Origin of the sequence: Desulforamulus aeronauticus DSM 10349, assembly GCF_900142375.1 — a bacterium.
GTDB classification, from domain to species: Bacteria; Bacillota; Desulfotomaculia; order Desulfotomaculales; family Desulfotomaculaceae; genus Desulfotomaculum; species Desulfotomaculum aeronauticum.
Genome location: NZ_FRAR01000013.1, coordinates 85,948 through 101,751, shown reverse-complemented (window position 1 = coordinate 101,751; position 15,804 = coordinate 85,948). Strand labels below are relative to the sequence as shown.

Here is a 15,804-nt window from a genome sequence, read left to right as displayed (position 1 = left end):
TCAGCAAAAATATAAGGGGTGCTTTTAAAGCATCCTTTATTTTTTTGTCAAAAAGGTAATGTGCCCCACGATAAATTCTGCTTTTTCAGTATGAATTTATATTTTTGAGATACTACTACCTATTATGGAAATTTCTCAATGGAGGTATCGTATGAAGAAAAATCAAAAATCCTTAGATCTTGATACCGCTCGGGTCAGCCATGGCAGCGGTTATCTCACCACAAATCAAGGTGTTGGTGTTAACAACACAGATGATTCTCTTAAAGCAGGCAAACGGGGCCCAACCCTAATGGAGGATTTTATCTTTCGGGAAAAGATTACCCATTTCGACCATGAACGAATTCCCGAGCGTATTGTTCACGCCCGAGGGTCAGGGGCACATGGTTATTTTCAGGTTTACGAAAACCTTTCTCATCTCACAAAAGCTCATTTTCTTAGCGATCCCAATCTGATTACGCCGGTCTTTGTCCGTTTTTCCACCGTTGCAGGATTTCGCGGTTCCCCGGATACGGTGCGGGATGTTCGAGGTTTTGCGGTCAAGTTCTACACGCAGGAAGGCAACTATGATATCGTGGGCAACAACATGCCTGTGTTCTTTATTCAGGATGCCATTAAGTTCCCTGATCTCATCCATTCCGTAAAACCCGAGCCCAACAATGAGATGCCCCAGGCGGCCTCGGCCCACGACACCTTCTGGGACTTTGTGGTGAATACTCCGGAAACCATGCACAATGTCATGTGGCTAATGTCTCCCCGGGCTGTTCCTAAGAGCTATCGCACCATGGAAGGCTTTGGCATTAACACGTTTCGCTTGGTCAACACCAAAGGTGAATTCAAATTCGTAAAATTCCACTGGAAGCCTCTCCTGGGTGTCCATTCCCTTGTATGGGATGAGGCCGAGAAGATTGCTGGCAAAGACCCGGATTTCAACCGTAGGGATCTTTGGGAGAATATTGAAAATGGCAACCCGGTCGAATTTGAACTTGGCATTCAGGTACTGAATCCCGAGGATGAGTTCAAATTTGATTTTGATATTCTAGACTGTACTAAGCTTTGGCCCGAGGAATTAATTCCCGTTCAAAAAATTGGCAAGATGACGCTGAACCAAAACGTGAATAATTTCTTTGCAGAAACAGAGCAAATCGCTTTTTGTCCGGCCAATGTGGTACCCGGTATCGATTTTTCTAACGATCCGATGCTCCAAGGTCGGTTGTTCTCCTATCTGGATACCCAGATTTCCCGTCTGGGAGGCCCTAACTTTCAACAGATCCCGATTAACCGCCCGCTGCCCAAGGTTAACAATAATCAACGGGACGGTATGCACCGCATGACCATTGATGAGGGGCAAACTAGCTACTACCCTAACTCCCTCAATAATGGTGAACCTCACGCCGCTCGTGATGGGGAAAGCCACTTCGAACACTATCAGGAAAAGGTGGATGGTCACATTATCCGGGAACGCAGCGCTAGCTTCCGGGACCACTATACTCAGCCGGCTATGTTTTGGAACAGCATGTCTGACTGGGAAAGAGCGCACATCATTGATGCTTTTCGGTTCCAACTGGGTAAATGCAAGAATAAGAATACCCACCAAAGGCTTGTGGATATGTTAGGTAATGTTGATCCAGTGCTGGCCCAAAAGGTTGCAGAGGGCTTAGGTGCCACACCTCCGGCCAATGCAACAAATCCCACAACAGCTGCTTCTCCTGCGCTCAGCATGGAAAATACCGCGAAGAGCCCGAAAACCAGAAAGGTGGCTATCTTGTTAGGAGACGGTTTTGACAAAGTACAGTTTAATGCCATCACCTCCGCCCTTACTGCCGCCGGTGCTTCTTTTGATGTGGTATCTGGCAAGTTGGGTCCAGTTATGGCGTCTGATAACAGCACCGTAGAGTGTACTCAGACTTACGCCACCACAGCCGCTGTCTTTTACGATGCTGTTTATATCCCCGGCGGCTCCCATGCAGAGTCCCTTAAAGGCTTGGTAGGTGTACATAGTTTCCTTTGTGACACCTTTAACCATTATAAGACCATCGGCTTGAGCGGTGAAGCAACGGCTTTGCTCAGCCTGCTGCGAACCGGCCAAAAAGAGGAGCCTGGCATCATCTGTGAGCCGGCCACCAACGTAGCGAGCTATGTCGGTAATTTTCTGGAAGCGCTTACCACGGGACGCCATTTCCAGCGCAAGATCTCGTAAAAAATCCCCGATGATCAAAGTAACAGGGAGTGTAGCAAAAGTACTTTTTTGCGACACTCCCTGTTACTTTGGTAAAAATTGTCCTGTCCTCAGAAAAGCATCTATATATTTTGCTGTTTCCACTTTATGATGAATCTCTTTGTGTCCATAGGGTACTATCATAAAATCCTTTAAATCAGCATAATAAACCGATTGAACCTCGACTCTGCCATCGTTTTTCCCATCAATCAAATTGCCTAATAAATAGTTGCTTCTATCGCCTGCAATGGCAGCAATTTCAATACTAGGATGATTCCTAAAATGAATCTGTTCAATATATTCATAGCTCAGGGATTTTAATGTTTTAAAGATCTCCACATATAACTTTACTTTTCCTGCAATATTGGCTAGTTGACTCCCTTTGTTAGGGGATGCCACGAGGACACATCTGCCAATTTTATCAATGTTTTTGGTTTTAGTAATTAGGTCCCTAATGACTAATCCACCCGTACTATGACCAACTAAATGAATTTTTTCATTTTCTCTCAAATCAAACGTAACTATTTCTTCTAAAAAACGATCTAAAACAAAAGCTGCAAATTCAAACTCTTGATAGGTAATCGGTAAATCTGGTAAAAAACACTGATATCCCAATAATTCTAAATTTCTTTGTAACGGTTTCATGTCTTTAGAGTTTTTACTAAATCCATGTACTAGAATTACTTTTATAGTAAAACCTCCCTACCGTAAGCGGTCATTCTAATCCAACCGAACAAAAATCATGATTCTTTATCGAATGAACTACCTTTTTACGTGACATAGAAAAACCTCCTACGCTTATGAATTTACAGTCAGCGAAAGAGGTTTCATTCCTTATAAAATAAATGGAGCGGGTGAAGGGAATCGAACCCTCGTAATCGGCTTGGAAGGCCGACGCTCTACCATTGAGCTACACCCGCATAATGTATTTCTATATAAAACTGTTGATGGGAACGAGTATTATTATACCAAATCCGGTCTATTTGTCAATAGCTAAAAATTAATTTGGGGCACTAGTAAAATTGCAAATTAGTATTTTTTAGCAAGTGTAGGGCCGCAGTTGTACTACGACCCGTTGTTGCTAGGGATAAAAATAATCGAGATAGACAATTTCGGTCTCCAGGTTTTCTCCGTCTATTCTGATCAGTCCCACCGAGGCTCTATCTCTCCCCCTTGGTTGTGCCGGACTGCCCGGGTTAAAAATTATGATATTGTCGACGATGCGCTGATCGGCAACATGGGTGTGACCGTAAATGGCCACTTTGGCCCCCCATTTTTTTGCCCGCTCCAACACCATCTCAATATCCCTATTAACCCCTAAACGGTGGCCGTGGGTAAGATAGATTTTATGTCCTGCCACCTCCAGTAAATCTTCCAATGGACCATCGCCGGGGAAATCACAGTTTCCCATCACACCCCGGGCGGGTACCTCCAGGGTGTAGGCCAATTCATCGGCATCCAGATAATGATCACCGGCGTGTAAAATAAGGTCTATCTCTCCCAGTTCTTGCAATACATGATAAACGGGGGCCAACCTCCCGTGGGTATCCGAAACAACCAAAATACGCAAAAATATCAACCCTCCCGGTTGGCGTAAAGGCGGTTCAAAATTTCCAGGGCCTTGCCTAGAGCTCTTCCCCGATGGCTAATTGCGTTCTTCTTTGCCGAAGCCAATTCTGCGAAGGTCTGCCGATACTCCGGTACATAGAATAGGGGGTCGTAGCCAAAACCACCCTCACCCTTTTGTTCTCGTAAGATGATCCCTTCACAGGTACCATCCGCTGTCTGGTTGTTGCCGCTTGGTTCGGCAATGGCGATGACACAGCGGAAGCGGGCAGTACGTTTTTCTGCCGGCACCCCTTCCAGTAATGCTAACAGCTTGCGATTATTAGCAGCATCATCTGTAGGTTCCCCGGCAAAGCGGGCCGAGTGCACGCCGGGTGCTCCAGCCAGGGCATCCACTTCCAAACCTGAATCGTCTGCTAAAGACAATTCTCCGGTGAATTCTGCTGCTGCCACCGCTTTTTTGATAGCATTGGCTTGAAAGGTCTCCCCATCTTCTTCTACTTCTTGAAAACCGGGATATGACCCGATGGGAACTACCTGAAAACCCAGGGGCTGCAGCATGGCTGCCAGTTCTTTTACTTTCCCCTTGTTATTGGTGGCTAAAACCAGTTTCAACAATTACACCTGCCCTATTTTAGCTGCAATAGCCTCGCCTAATACCTGGCGCTGGATTTTATGTAATTCAGCAATACCAGTGGAGGCCAAATCCAGCAATTGATTCATTTCGTCTCGGGAAAAGGTCGCTTCCTCTCCAGTACCCTGAATTTCCACAAAGCGACCGGTACCGGTCATAACCACGTTCATATCCACTGCTGCTGTTGAGTCTTCAGCATAGGCTAAGTCCAGCACAGGCAACCCATTGACCATACCCACACTGGTAGCGGCAATAAAATCGTTAACGGGTATTTTCTCTAGCATACTCTGTTCTACTAGCTTATTCAAGGCAAAAATCATAGCCACAAAGGCCCCGGTGATGGAAGCTGTTCTGGTGCCGCCGTCTGCCTGGATGACATCACAGTCCAGCGTCAGGGTGCGCTCTCCCAGGGCCTCTAAATTAACCACCGAGCGGAGAGCCCGGCCGATGAGACGCTGAATTTCCATGGTCCGACCACCCAGTTTCCCTCTGGCTGCCTCCCTGATGGTACGGGTACCGGTGGCACGGGGAATCATGGAATATTCTGCAGTCACCCATCCCTTACCCTGTCCCTTTAAAAAAGGCGGCACCCTTTCTTCCACCGTAGCGGTACAAATAACTCTGGTATCTCCCACTTCAATTAAGACAGAACCTTCAGCGTACTTATTGTAATTAGGGTTCATGTGAACCGGACGAATTTGATCTGGTTGTCTGCCGTCGAATCTTTCCATTAAGCTAGTTTTCCTCCTTATGTAACCACTTTGGAACGCCTGCGAGCCCGCCGGATGAGATTGAATTGATCCGGTGGAATCCACGGGCTTTCTCCTTCTACCGTTGGTCCGATCAGACCCACTAAGACATAAAGTTCCGCAATGGGGTCCCACATAAATTCTTTTAGTAGTCGAAAGTTGCTAATTTCGCTGGTTCTTTTTACGTGTAAGCGAGGGCCGGTGCAGGGATAAGAACTGTCACCTACTTTAATATGTGTCTCATCATGGTAGTAAATACTGAAATCTTTTTCAATAATATTTTGAACCCTTTTTTCCAATACATCAAGGTCAATGTTTGGTTTTTCATCAAATTCCAGCACAAAACCGTGTTTAATATCGCTGTGTACCTTCGGCTTTTTAGTACCCAATTCCTCTGCCAGTATCTTGCCGGTAATATCCTCCGCGGTATGGGCCATCTTCCGGTAAATAATCGATTCAAAGACAATGTCGGCAATTTCCTGAGGTTCCGGGCCAAAAATATTGGGGCGGGTCACAATCACTTCTTCGCCAATACCAATTAGGATTTGAGCGTTCATTTTCAACATGGGGTAGATCAAATCAAAGTGCTCGACAATCACCCGGCGATCATGTTTGAGAGCTTCCTGAATGGCCTCCACAATGGTCCATGGTTGAGTAAAGGCCATTTCGAAGCGAACATCCAAGTGATAGGTACGAGAACGGAAATGCTTTTTATCAAAATCATCCAGCAAAGGTAGTGGTCGAACGTTGATGCCATCATCATCGTTGGTTAGCTCCAGTCCTGGGAACATGCCCCGGATCAGCAGGGATTTGCCCGCTCCCGCATCTCCGATAAAGCCAATTAGGTGATCCTCGGGACTGAGATAGCGATGAGCTAAATTGCCTCCCAGAGCCAACAAACGATACCGCCCTCTGGGGGCAAAGTAGACAGCGTGCATTAAATATTCGTGAATAATAGAGATCGCCATGTCGCTCCCCCCTTTACAGTGTTACGGTGGCACCTTCCCGGGCCAGTTCCACTGACTGGCCAAAACCCTGTTCAGCCTGACTTTGCAACTGAGAAAGGGCATACTCTGGGTAAAAATGAGTAATCATGAGTCTTTTCACACCGGCTGCTTTGGCCAATTCTCCTGCCTGGCGAGCCGTTAGGTGATTTTCCTTTAGGTATTCTGCATCTTTATCTAAACCACTGGCTTCGCAAAGGAATAAATCTGCCCCGCTGGCCAGTTTAATTAATTCTTGATTATAGGCGGTATCACCGGAGTAAACAAATCGCTTACTGCCTGTGACTGAGATACTATAGACAGGTAGATTGTGTTTACCGGGGGTAAAGGTTACTGTAAAGCCCGCCACATTTACCTCCCTGGATGCCGGTAATTCATCAATAATTTGCAGATCAAAGGCTTTGGTGAAGCCCTTAATACGATTAAAATCTTCGACCGGGCCGGTAGGCAGGAACAACGGTACTACTCTCTTCATCCGGCCTTCGAGGTTGGCTGCCTCAATGGCGTGGCGTAGGGAATAAATATCCATGAGGTGGTCTGGGTGCAGATGGCTTATTAGAATGGCATCCAGTTCCTTTATTTCGATATGCTGCAGCATTCTGCTTAAAACCCCATTACCTGTATCAATTAACAAGCTGCGACCGCCTTCCTGCAGCAGGTAACCGGAACAAGCCCCGCTAGGTTGCGGATAAGGTGCCCAACAGCCAAGGGTGGTGAGTTGCATGGTGGATGTGTCCCTCCTGTATGAGTTATTGTTATATGCAAGGTGATTGAGTAATATTTTAGCCGATCCTACCGGCTTTCCATCCCCCACGCACAACACCCAATCGCCCCATTATACTGCGGATACTCCGGCACCACCACGGGTACTTTCATCTCGCTTTCAACAATCTGTACCAGGGCCTGGTTGTTGGCTACACCACCGGTAAAAACAATGGTGTCTGTCAATAGCTTGGTGAGCATGGGTTTTATACGCTTGAAAATGGTGTAGTTTACCCCGGCGGCCAAGGACGCTGTGGTATGGCCTTCCACCACCTTGCCAATGAGTTCGGTTTCGCCAAATATGGCGCAGGTGGAGTTTAAATCCACAGGATGTTCATAGTGCCGGGAGAGCTCTGCCAGGCTAATATCCAGTACCGCAGCCATGTTTTCCAGATAACGACCGGTACTGGCAGCGCATTTATCGTTAGTTTGAAAATCCATCATCCTACCCCGGGCCACCAATACCACTTTACTATCCTGGCCACCCAAGTCCAGCAGCGTAAATTCTGAGAGTTTGGTTTGCTGGATGGCTCCTATCACATGGGCCTTAAGCTCAGGGATGACTTCCGCCCCTTTGACGTTAATGGTTTGCCGCCCATAACCCGTGGCCACCACTTTCTCTGGCACGCCTAAACCCAACGCGGCAAAATCTACTTGCAGTTGGCCAGCCACCGCTCGGCCATGCTGCCGATAGAAGGAAACGGTATCAAACTTATGAAAAGAAAAGCCGCCGTCCGGGTCCATTAGGGCCACTTTAACACTACGGCTGCCTAAATCAATGCCACATAGCAACATCATCACCTCAAAATGTCCAAAAAAGCGTCCAAACGCATGCGCGTACGGGCATCCAACTTGTTTGGCTTATCCCCTTCCAGGGTTAGGATAGGGTACTTTAATTTTTGCCGGATAATTAAATCCTCTATTTGACGATAACAAAAACTTTGGGCATAGTGGATTACACCGTCCACCTGTCGCCGCTCTAATTCCCGAGTAATATCTTCCAGACGATAAAAGATACCATAGGGATAACTGTAGGTTCTATATTGTTCCACAATATCGTCGATGTCAAAGGGCATGGTGAACTGGCGCTGCACCTCGTTAAAAACGATCCTTGCCCCCCGTTCTTCCAAATAATCGTAGAGATCATCCATAATCGGGGGGACACCAATATAGGCCAAACGAATGTCTGCCTTGATGGGGTCCCGCTGGGGCAACTCAGCCAGGTACGCGTCCAGGCGGCTGGCAAAGGCTTCGGGGTCCCCTTCAAAATCGCTGCAGCAAACCTGAAAGAGATGATTATCCCAGCCGCTCACCCGATCTCCCTGCCAGGTCAGCCGGTCCATTTCCTTTACCCTTTGGCGCACCTCCTCCAACCTTGCTTTAGCCAAGGTGACTTCCTCCCAGGTGGTGCCCACTGCTGTTACCAGTTTTTCCATCTGGAGTTTTAATAAATCGTAATCCCGATCAAAGGGAAAGGCGAAGGGTAAAACCTTTACCCCCGCCATTTCTAAGGTTTCCATCAAAGCATGGGTATTGCTGCAATCCCCCTGGGTTACCGCTACAATGGTACGGATGTCATCATTTTGCAGAGTGGTGGCATAAAGTCCTTTAATCCAGGCACAAAGATTCCGGGGATAACCCGCAATTTCTGCCTCCTCCACCAAACTTTGGGGATTTGGGTGAGTAACAAAAATATTATTCAAATCTACCGGGATCAACCCGGCTGCGTAAATTACCTCCACCGGAATGGTAGTGGTCATACCAATTTTTTGCATGGTTTACCTTAAGTCACCCCCCTGGCTCGCAGCAACGCAAAGGTACGGCTCATTTCATTAAAGGTAATCATAAATCCTTCGTCCACACCCATGCCAGGTTTAGCTAGGATTTGTACCGGCTGGGTGGCAATGCCAATATGTACGCAGATTTGCGAGGAACGGTCGGTTTCGTTACAAGTCCCCCCCAGATAGGCTCCACTACCCTTGGCTTTGGCATAAAGCACAGCTTCGATGGTATTGTTGATACCGCCTAAATCCGGTGTCTTGATCTGAACCATATGGCCTGCTCTGGCATCCACAAATTCCCGAATATCTTCCAAGGTATTGCACCATTCATCGGCCACCAGTTCTACTCCAATACCCCGTTTTTCCAGCAACCTGGTCAGTTCCGCCAGCGCAGCAATTTGGTCCGGTTTGTTGCCCCGATCCATGGGGCCTTCAATACGGATCTTCATGGGTGCTGCCGCTTTTTCCACCTGGGCCAAGTAATCGGCCATACGCTCAGGATCGTCGTTAAAGGCCTGACCAATGGTACCATAAACATCAATATGGAGGACAGGGCGGTAGTTCTCCCCTCCCAGTTGAACAGCACGCTGCCGCAGCCATTCGATATATTCCAGCAGTTTCTCTCCCTGGCGTCCCAGTTTTTCTTCTACGTTATTAATCAGCCCGTGGGGCAAAACATCGGTTCTTTTCATGATCATCTTGTCGGCATTGCTATGACGCTCGTCACCCGTCTGGCAAAAGATCGGTATGGGTTGTTTGGCTAACGTACAGTTATATTCTCTGGCGATTACTTCGGCCATGGTACAACGATTAGCCTGGGCAGCAGCATCCAGCAAAGCCTGGGTGAGGCCATAACGAATGGCGGTATGAAAGGGGCTGCCGTCCGGGTGGGTGAGTTGGTCGAACTCCTCTGCCAACCTGCGGAAGCTGCTAACATCTCTTCCCACTAAGGTAGGCAATATCTCCTGTTCGATCACCGGGATGAAATCCGCCGCTAAAAACAGCGGGTCCCGTCCCCCGGCACCGGAATATTGCACAGCAGCACAGTCACCATAAGCGACTCCACCGTCCTCCAGTAACAGCATCACAGAGATGGACTCCCCACGCTGTCGCACTGCAGAAAAACCAGGAGTCACCGGTTCTCCCAGATAGGCAAAACCATCATGCTGACGCCCCAGTTTAATGGCCTTTTGATCATCAAAGTAAAACCCTGTGAGTCCTGCTGACAAAACTGCATTGGTTATTTTCATTTGAAGTCTCCATTCGTTTATAGGTACTAGAAAGTATATTCCACTTTTATATAAAAATGAGAATCCTCTAGTGGGTATGGTGTTATCCATAGCGAACGACTTGCGGAGCGTCGTTAATAACACTTGATGAACGTAAGGTGAAAGGGGGGGAGCGCGCACAGGACGTGCGCGCTAGCCGAACCGAAACATGGATGTTGAGTTGAGGCGACCCCCATTTCGCCTGGAGTGAGTCTTAGTGTTATCGACGCAGAGCATGGAGTTGAGCGGTGGATAGCATCATACCCAAGCTAGCCCTTCATAATATAGGTATTTCAATTCTCAAATTAACGCGGCTTACCTACCAGCATGCCCTTCCCAATGGCATAGATATCATCAATAACCATCTGGAAGCTGGGGTCCCGTCCCTCTAGTTTACCCCTTTGGGCTATTTTTTCCCGGTGTACTTCCTTTATATCTTCCCCGAAGGGCAAATTACCAAAATCCAGGAGGCGCACAGCACCGTTGTGGTCACGGGCCGGCAGCAGTCGTCCGGCGTTGAAGCGGCTAGGTGCAAAGGGTACATCAATAACACCTGCCTGGAAGCCACGGACGGTGCCCAGAGCAATATCCCCTTCCCCAAACTCCAGCAGTCGCTCCAAAATTGCCCTGGTTTCTATTTTAATTAATTCTTTCTCTGTAATGATTTCATTGTTTACCAGCGGAGGCTGATCTTTCAGCATATTCAACAGCTGCTTGGTAGCCCGGATACCCGCGGCATTGGCTTCTTTCGTGGGAATTCCCAGGGCTTCGTGGGGGGTTTTGACAATGACTTTAGTGGCTTTGGCCATCGCTGCGGTGGCAGCACCCCAACTGATAACCCCAAAGGCTTTACTTTCATCCTGGGGGAAGCCACCCATCCACTGGTGGAAAACCGTAGTAATGACCACATTTTTGTAACCAAAACGCTCTAAGTATTCATCTGCCAGTTCCTCCAGGGAGCGTACTGCGGCCACATCCTGCAGCAGGTTGCCACACTGGCCATAACCCAGGGTAAGACTTTTAACCCCTTGTTCTGCTGCTAGCAGGGCCTCAATAATAGCCACGGCATGGGAGATACAGGGGGGAACCAATGTGCCAGTAAGGGGTCCAAAGGGTTCCCGATTGATGCTGACACCCTGTTCCTCATAATAACCCACCAAGCGATCTACGTATTGCCAATCCCGAATGGAGCGCTCCAGAGGTACCTCTTTGGCATAGGGGATATTATAGGAAATACCCCCACCCTCATAGGCGGTGAAGCCCCCGGCCAAGGAAATCTCGGTGAGCAGACGGGCATCGGGAGTACCGTGACGCACCTGCACCGGCACCTTCATTGCTTCGGTTACTTCCCGGCAGGCTGTTAGACCGTGGTTAACCGCGGGAAAGCCATTCAGCATAGAACGACCCACGGTACGACTTTCTTCAATACCAGCCTGGGCCTCGTTATAGCGGTTTTGTCGGGTATAGCTGTCGATGGTCGTGGGCAGCAAATCTGCACCACCTTCATCCACTAAAAAACGCAGCAGTTCGATATGTTCATGAACCAGCGCCACTCCCGCCCGGGGCTGGGCCAAGGTAATACCCTCTTTTTTAGCCTCTTCTAACCTCTGGCCAAATCTCCGGCTGGCCGGTATTTGTTTCTGATAAGCAATGGCCTCCGCCAAATCCACTTCCTGCCCGGTAGGCCAAGATTTTAAAGCCTCTTCGCGGATTTTCAGGAACTGTTCCCAGTCGAGTTTTCGGTTTTGTGACTGCATGAGAATTCATCTCCTTTTCGGCCGTCGGCCATCAGCCATCGGCTATCGGCTTTATTCGTGTATTTTTGTAAGCTATTACTCTCAAAACGGTGGTATTTATATGGGGTTATTTATACATTTTAAACCCTGGCCTTTGAAATTTAAAGGCCGACGGCCCTTAACAAATAGGCTAAAAGCTACTGATACATCCAAATTTCACACAAATCTTCTAAATCACCGGGTTAATATACTTCTTCGCCAGCCTCAGGGCTGCGGTGGGTCTTACTTCGGCCAGCAGGCCAATAGCGGCCAGAATATATTCTTTGTCCAACATCAGCTTGGCTTTCTGTGGTCTTAAAACAGTGGGCTGGTCCGGCTTATAGAGAGCCCCCTGTAATATTTCTTTAGGATTGGGATGTTTGACAATCACACCGCCGGTGCCAATTAGATAAGGTATTTCTGTTAAATCCTTTCCATGCTGCACATGAACAGCTCCCATCGGTGTCCACATCGTTTCCAGGGTACCACTGTGTCTCTCCACAGCTAGGTCGGTGGCGGCCTTCGCCATTGCCGTATCAATCTTCCATTGTTCTTCACTTTCGGGCAGCAGTTCAATACGGTTGTGTATGGTATTGATATATTCGGTCACTGCCTGCTCCGCTTGACCGCTAATGGCCGCCAACTTACGGGAGCCAATGGACTCTAATAGGGATAAAGCACTAACACGCATACCCAGGTCCCCTTCCACCGTACGCTTAGCGTATGGTTCCGGCAAGCCCTTATAGGTTACGCCAGACTTGGTCGGATAGCCCTCGGCAATGGAATGAACATCCGTAGTGGCTCCACCAATATCAACAATCAACAGATCACCCCAGCCCTTTTCTTCCTCATTCCCCATTGCCAATAGCTTGGCAGCTTGCAGTACTGCTGCCGGGGTGGGCATAAGAATTCGTTGTAAATAGCTTTCTGCCCGGCGTAAACCTTTGGCTTCCACAATCTTTTCTAGGAAGGTTTGACGGATGGTATCCCGGGCCGGTTCCACATTTAATTTATTTAACTCCGGCAACACATTAGCCGTTACCCGCACATCCTTACCCGCTTGCTCTAGGATTTGCAGCACTTCATCGGCGGCTGATTTATTGCCCGCCACAATGATAGTAGCGGTACACTGCGAGGTGGCCAACATCCTGGCATTATGTAGGATGGTTTCTTTATTACCACCATCTGTACCCCCAGCCAGCAAAATAATATCCGGGCAACCGTCATCAATTTGCTTAATCTCTCCGGCGGTAAGTTGGTGGGCATAGACCCCTAACACCCGGGCCCCGGCACCCAAGGCGGCCTGTCGGGCTGCCTCCACGGTTAACTCCTGCACTAGGCCAATGGCCACCATCCGCAGGCCTCCGGCAGCACTGCTGCAGGCCAGCCGGTGGGTAAAGTCAGGTAAAACACCCCCAAAGTGGGGCTTTATCTCTGCCAAGGCCTGACCGAGACCCTCCAGGATATTGGTCTCCACCGTGCTAATTCCCCTCGCCGTAGCGATCACTTCGGCTGCCGCCACATCCACTGCAGTTACCTTTGTATAGGTGCTGCCAAAGTCAATTAATAGGGCCAGTTCCATACCGGTCCCCCCTTAGCATCTCTCTTTAAAACCAAAATCCCTTACGATATCATCAATGGCTTCCTGGGGCATGGTTCCCGGAGGATAGGCACGGTCGAAGCCCATATTCGTAAATCTCTTCTCCACCTCTAGCCAGTCCTGTTTCCCCACTACCAGATTACCACCAACATACATTTTAATCTGACCAATGCCGGCCTCGATAGCCTTTTCCCGTAACCCACGGCAATCAATCTCCCCGTGGCCGTATAGTGAGGACACTAGGATGGCATCGGCATTGGTTTCCACTGCAGCATTAATAAATTCCTCTTGAGAGGCCATCACTCCAATATTCACTACCTTGAAGCCTGCTTCTGTGAAGGCATATTCCAGAATGCGATTGCCCACAGCATGAACATCTGCTCCAATTACTCCTAAGATTAAAGTAAGCTGTTTTTTTTCTTCCATCTTAGAGCCGACCTCCTACTAGTCTATGACAGTATTTGTGTTGACAGGATTTTCAATTAGTTTCTCCTATATTGGAAATTGTTCCTCCTTTTAAGCTGGAATTTCTCGAAGTTTTTTATACTCTTGTCTTTTATCATATTTTTTACTCTTGCATGGCAAAAAACTAACCTGGCGGAACAAAGTTCCTACCAGGTTAGTTTTATTTACACTTATTGACCACTAAAGTAAGCGCCTATACCACGGGCAATGGCTTCGGCAGCCCTTTGTCGGGTGCCCTCCGAGGCTAACAATGCTTCCTCCTCGGCGTTAGATACAAACGCTGTTTCAATGAGAATACTGGGCATGGTACTGGTGCGCAGCACCGCAAAATTGGACTGCAGTACGCCAATATCCCGGCGGCCCAAGGTTGCTACCAACTCCCGCTGTACAGCCTGGGCTAGTCTTTGTCGATCGCCTTTTTGTTCATATAAATAAGGCGTTGATTCCGGTGCATAGAAATAGGTGGATGTTCCACCGATGGCTCTATTCAGATTGGCATTGCTGTGGATGCTAACAAAGATATCCGAATTTTGCACATTGGCCAGACGGGTACGTTCATAAAGATCTACAAAGGTATCAGTATCACGACTAAAGATAACGTTGGCACCCTGATTTTTCAGCAATTCGGCCACTTTAAGGGTAATCGCTAAATTAACATCCTTCTCCCGCAGACCCTTCTGGCCAGAAGCACCATTGTCGTAACCTCCATGACCTGCATCGAGGAATACGGTCTTGCCCTGTAAACCATCGCTGTAAGAAATTTTGCTAACTTCCAGGGTTAAGGTTTTCTTATCGGCAGACAGGCTGGTCTTCACCCGCCCAGCTTTTTTCATATCTAATACCAATCGGGTGATATAGGGGTCTTGACTGGGGTTGCCAGTACGCACTTTATCTACCAGTTCCGTCTGGGCTAAGATGGTTTCCGGGAGCTTACCCACTTGGACATCACTGATGTTCACAACGTAGCGCGAGGGATTGGACAGAGTAAAGGTGTTGTATGTAATCGCTTTCTCGCTAACAATGTTAACATAGGTCGTGCCTTGCTTCTCGGTAACCTTTACATCCACCAGCTTGGTTGTTGGTACAGTAGGAGTTGGTGTCTGTTCACCAGGCTGGTTTCCTGTTCCGTTATCAGTGGGAGCGGGCAGCCAACTACCTTCCACAGGTTTTGCCGGTGGCTGCGGAGTTTCTTGCTGTTCCTCCACCGCTACCAGCCAGCCTGCCACCCAGGCATTGCTACCATTGGTCTGGCGTACCTGCACCCAATCTCCGGAGCGACTAATGACAGGTAACCGCACTCCCCGACTAACCTGACCCGCGACACTATGGCTGGTCCCAGGACCGCTCCGTAAGTTTATAGTATCTGTATTGATAACAGCCACCTTGCTACTAGGGGCAGGTGTAGTTGGGGTCACCGGAGCCTGTTGTATGGTGACCAACCAGTTGGCCACCCAGCCAGTGGTATTCCCTGATTGTATCTTGTACCAATCACCACTTTGGGAGAGTACTGTAAGTTTATCCCCTTGTTTAGCTTTACCTGCTACGCCATAACCAGTACCTGGGCCGCTTCTAATATTTAAAATAGAACCCTTTACCACAGCCACTTTACTAGAGGAACTACCTTGAGAAACATTAGCGGTTTCTTGTACCTTAACCAGCCAACTAGCTACCCAAACGGACTTCCCGCCGGACTGAACTTGGTACCAGTCGCCAGACTTACTAAGGACCGGCAATTGATTGCCCTTATAGACTTGTCCGACGGCGGCAGTATGGGTCCCTGGTCCACTACGCAAATTAAGCTTGTCCGCAGTAACGGTCGCTACCTGTGCCGCATCTGCCAATTGTAAACCACCCATAGGATGAAAAATCAGAGTTATACCCAGTCCCATCAGGACCGCATAACGAAAGAAACGACTGCCAGAAATAAATGTCATGTCCACCTTCCTTTCGGCTCTTAACCCATTCTACTTTTTTTAGACGAAATA

The 15,804-nt window shown here is 48.3% G+C and carries 14 protein-coding genes and 1 tRNA gene; 1 reads left to right on the top strand and 14 read right to left on the bottom strand.

The window, feature by feature from the left end:
- The first annotated feature begins 124 nt into the window (after window positions 1-124).
- On the top strand, window positions 125-2,197 hold the full coding sequence (locus BUA78_RS09010) for a catalase (protein WP_072913459.1): 2,073 nt from the start codon (window positions 125-127) through the stop codon (window positions 2,195-2,197).
- Between the two features lie 63 nt (window positions 2,198-2,260).
- Here BUA78_RS09010 and BUA78_RS09005 read toward each other — a convergent pair whose 3' ends face one another.
- From BUA78_RS09005 to BUA78_RS08940, 14 genes are all read right to left on the bottom strand, one after another.
- On the bottom strand, window positions 2,261-2,896 hold the full coding sequence (locus BUA78_RS09005) for an alpha/beta fold hydrolase (protein WP_274377387.1): 636 nt from the start codon (window positions 2,894-2,896) through the stop codon (window positions 2,261-2,263).
- A gap of 165 nt (window positions 2,897-3,061) precedes the next feature.
- Window positions 3,062-3,135, bottom strand: a tRNA-Gly gene (locus tag BUA78_RS09000).
- A 161-nt stretch (window positions 3,136-3,296) separates the two neighbouring features.
- Window positions 3,297-3,785 (bottom strand): metallophosphoesterase family protein, encoded by a 489-nt coding sequence (locus tag BUA78_RS08995; RefSeq protein ID WP_072913455.1) that lies wholly within the window; start codon window positions 3,783-3,785, stop codon window positions 3,297-3,299.
- A gap of 5 nt (window positions 3,786-3,790) precedes the next feature.
- Entirely contained in the window at window positions 3,791-4,396 is a 606-nt protein-coding gene (locus BUA78_RS08990) for an XTP/dITP diphosphatase (protein WP_072913452.1), read from the bottom strand.
- A 3-nt stretch (window positions 4,397-4,399) separates the two neighbouring features.
- Entirely contained in the window at window positions 4,400-5,146 is a 747-nt protein-coding gene (rph, locus tag BUA78_RS08985) for a ribonuclease PH (protein ID WP_072913450.1), read from the bottom strand.
- A 17-nt stretch (window positions 5,147-5,163) separates the two neighbouring features.
- Window positions 5,164-6,132 (bottom strand): alanine-tRNA synthetase second additional domain-containing protein, encoded by a 969-nt coding sequence (locus BUA78_RS08980; protein WP_072913447.1) that lies wholly within the window; start codon window positions 6,130-6,132, stop codon window positions 5,164-5,166.
- A 13-nt stretch (window positions 6,133-6,145) separates the two neighbouring features.
- Window positions 6,146-6,892, bottom strand: a complete 747-nt coding sequence (locus BUA78_RS08975; RefSeq protein WP_072913444.1) for an MBL fold metallo-hydrolase — start codon at window positions 6,890-6,892, stop codon at window positions 6,146-6,148.
- A 68-nt stretch (window positions 6,893-6,960) separates the two neighbouring features.
- Complete coding sequence (locus BUA78_RS08970; protein ID WP_072913543.1) at window positions 6,961-7,722, bottom strand: acyl-CoA dehydratase activase; 762 nt, start codon at window positions 7,720-7,722, stop codon at window positions 6,961-6,963.
- Between the two features lie 5 nt (window positions 7,723-7,727).
- On the bottom strand, window positions 7,728-8,705 hold the full coding sequence (locus BUA78_RS08965; RefSeq protein ID WP_072913441.1) for a 2-hydroxyacyl-CoA dehydratase family protein: 978 nt from the start codon (window positions 8,703-8,705) through the stop codon (window positions 7,728-7,730).
- An 8-nt stretch (window positions 8,706-8,713) separates the two neighbouring features.
- Window positions 8,714-9,961 carry a methylaspartate ammonia-lyase gene (locus BUA78_RS08960; RefSeq protein ID WP_072913438.1) on the bottom strand — a complete coding sequence of 416 codons (1,248 nt, stop codon included), beginning with the start codon at window positions 9,959-9,961 and terminating at the stop codon, window positions 8,714-8,716.
- A 323-nt stretch (window positions 9,962-10,284) separates the two neighbouring features.
- Entirely contained in the window at window positions 10,285-11,736 is a 1,452-nt protein-coding gene (locus BUA78_RS08955) for a methylaspartate mutase subunit E (protein WP_072913436.1), read from the bottom strand.
- A 208-nt stretch (window positions 11,737-11,944) separates the two neighbouring features.
- Window positions 11,945-13,336 carry a methylaspartate mutase accessory protein GlmL gene (gene glmL / locus BUA78_RS08950; RefSeq protein WP_072913434.1) on the bottom strand — a complete coding sequence of 464 codons (1,392 nt, stop codon included), beginning with the start codon at window positions 13,334-13,336 and terminating at the stop codon, window positions 11,945-11,947.
- A gap of 12 nt (window positions 13,337-13,348) precedes the next feature.
- Window positions 13,349-13,780, bottom strand: a complete 432-nt coding sequence (gene glmS, locus BUA78_RS08945; RefSeq protein ID WP_072913432.1) for a methylaspartate mutase subunit S — start codon at window positions 13,778-13,780, stop codon at window positions 13,349-13,351.
- Between the two features lie 209 nt (window positions 13,781-13,989).
- The gene (locus BUA78_RS08940) at window positions 13,990-15,753 is read right to left on the bottom strand and encodes an N-acetylmuramoyl-L-alanine amidase (RefSeq protein WP_072913430.1); all 1,764 of its coding nucleotides are present in this window, start codon (window positions 15,751-15,753) and stop codon (window positions 13,990-13,992) included.
- Window positions 15,754-15,804 lie beyond the last annotated feature (51 nt).

Bases quoted from the DNA above. Each gene is read 5' to 3' on its own strand.
- BUA78_RS09010 (WP_072913459.1), top strand. From the start codon at position 125: ATGGAAATTTCTCAATGGAGGTATCGTATGAAGAAAAATCAAAAATCC.
- rph (WP_072913450.1), bottom strand. From the start codon at position 5,146: ATGGAAAGATTCGACGGCAGACAACCAGATCAAATTCGTCCGGTTCAC.
- BUA78_RS08980 (WP_072913447.1), bottom strand. From the start codon at position 6,132: ATGGCGATCTCTATTATTCACGAATATTTAATGCACGCTGTCTACTTT.
- BUA78_RS08975 (WP_072913444.1), bottom strand. From the start codon at position 6,892: ATGCAACTCACCACCCTTGGCTGTTGGGCACCTTATCCGCAACCTAGC.
- BUA78_RS08965 (WP_072913441.1), bottom strand. From the start codon at position 8,705: ATGCAAAAAATTGGTATGACCACTACCATTCCGGTGGAGGTAATTTAC.
- BUA78_RS08960 (WP_072913438.1), bottom strand. From the start codon at position 9,961: ATGAAAATAACCAATGCAGTTTTGTCAGCAGGACTCACAGGGTTTTAC.
- BUA78_RS08955 (WP_072913436.1), bottom strand. From the start codon at position 11,736: ATGCAGTCACAAAACCGAAAACTCGACTGGGAACAGTTCCTGAAAATC.
- glmL (WP_072913434.1), bottom strand. From the start codon at position 13,336: ATGGAACTGGCCCTATTAATTGACTTTGGCAGCACCTATACAAAGGTA.
- glmS (WP_072913432.1), bottom strand. From the start codon at position 13,780: ATGGAAGAAAAAAAACAGCTTACTTTAATCTTAGGAGTAATTGGAGCA.
- BUA78_RS08940 (WP_072913430.1), bottom strand. From the start codon at position 15,753: ATGACATTTATTTCTGGCAGTCGTTTCTTTCGTTATGCGGTCCTGATG.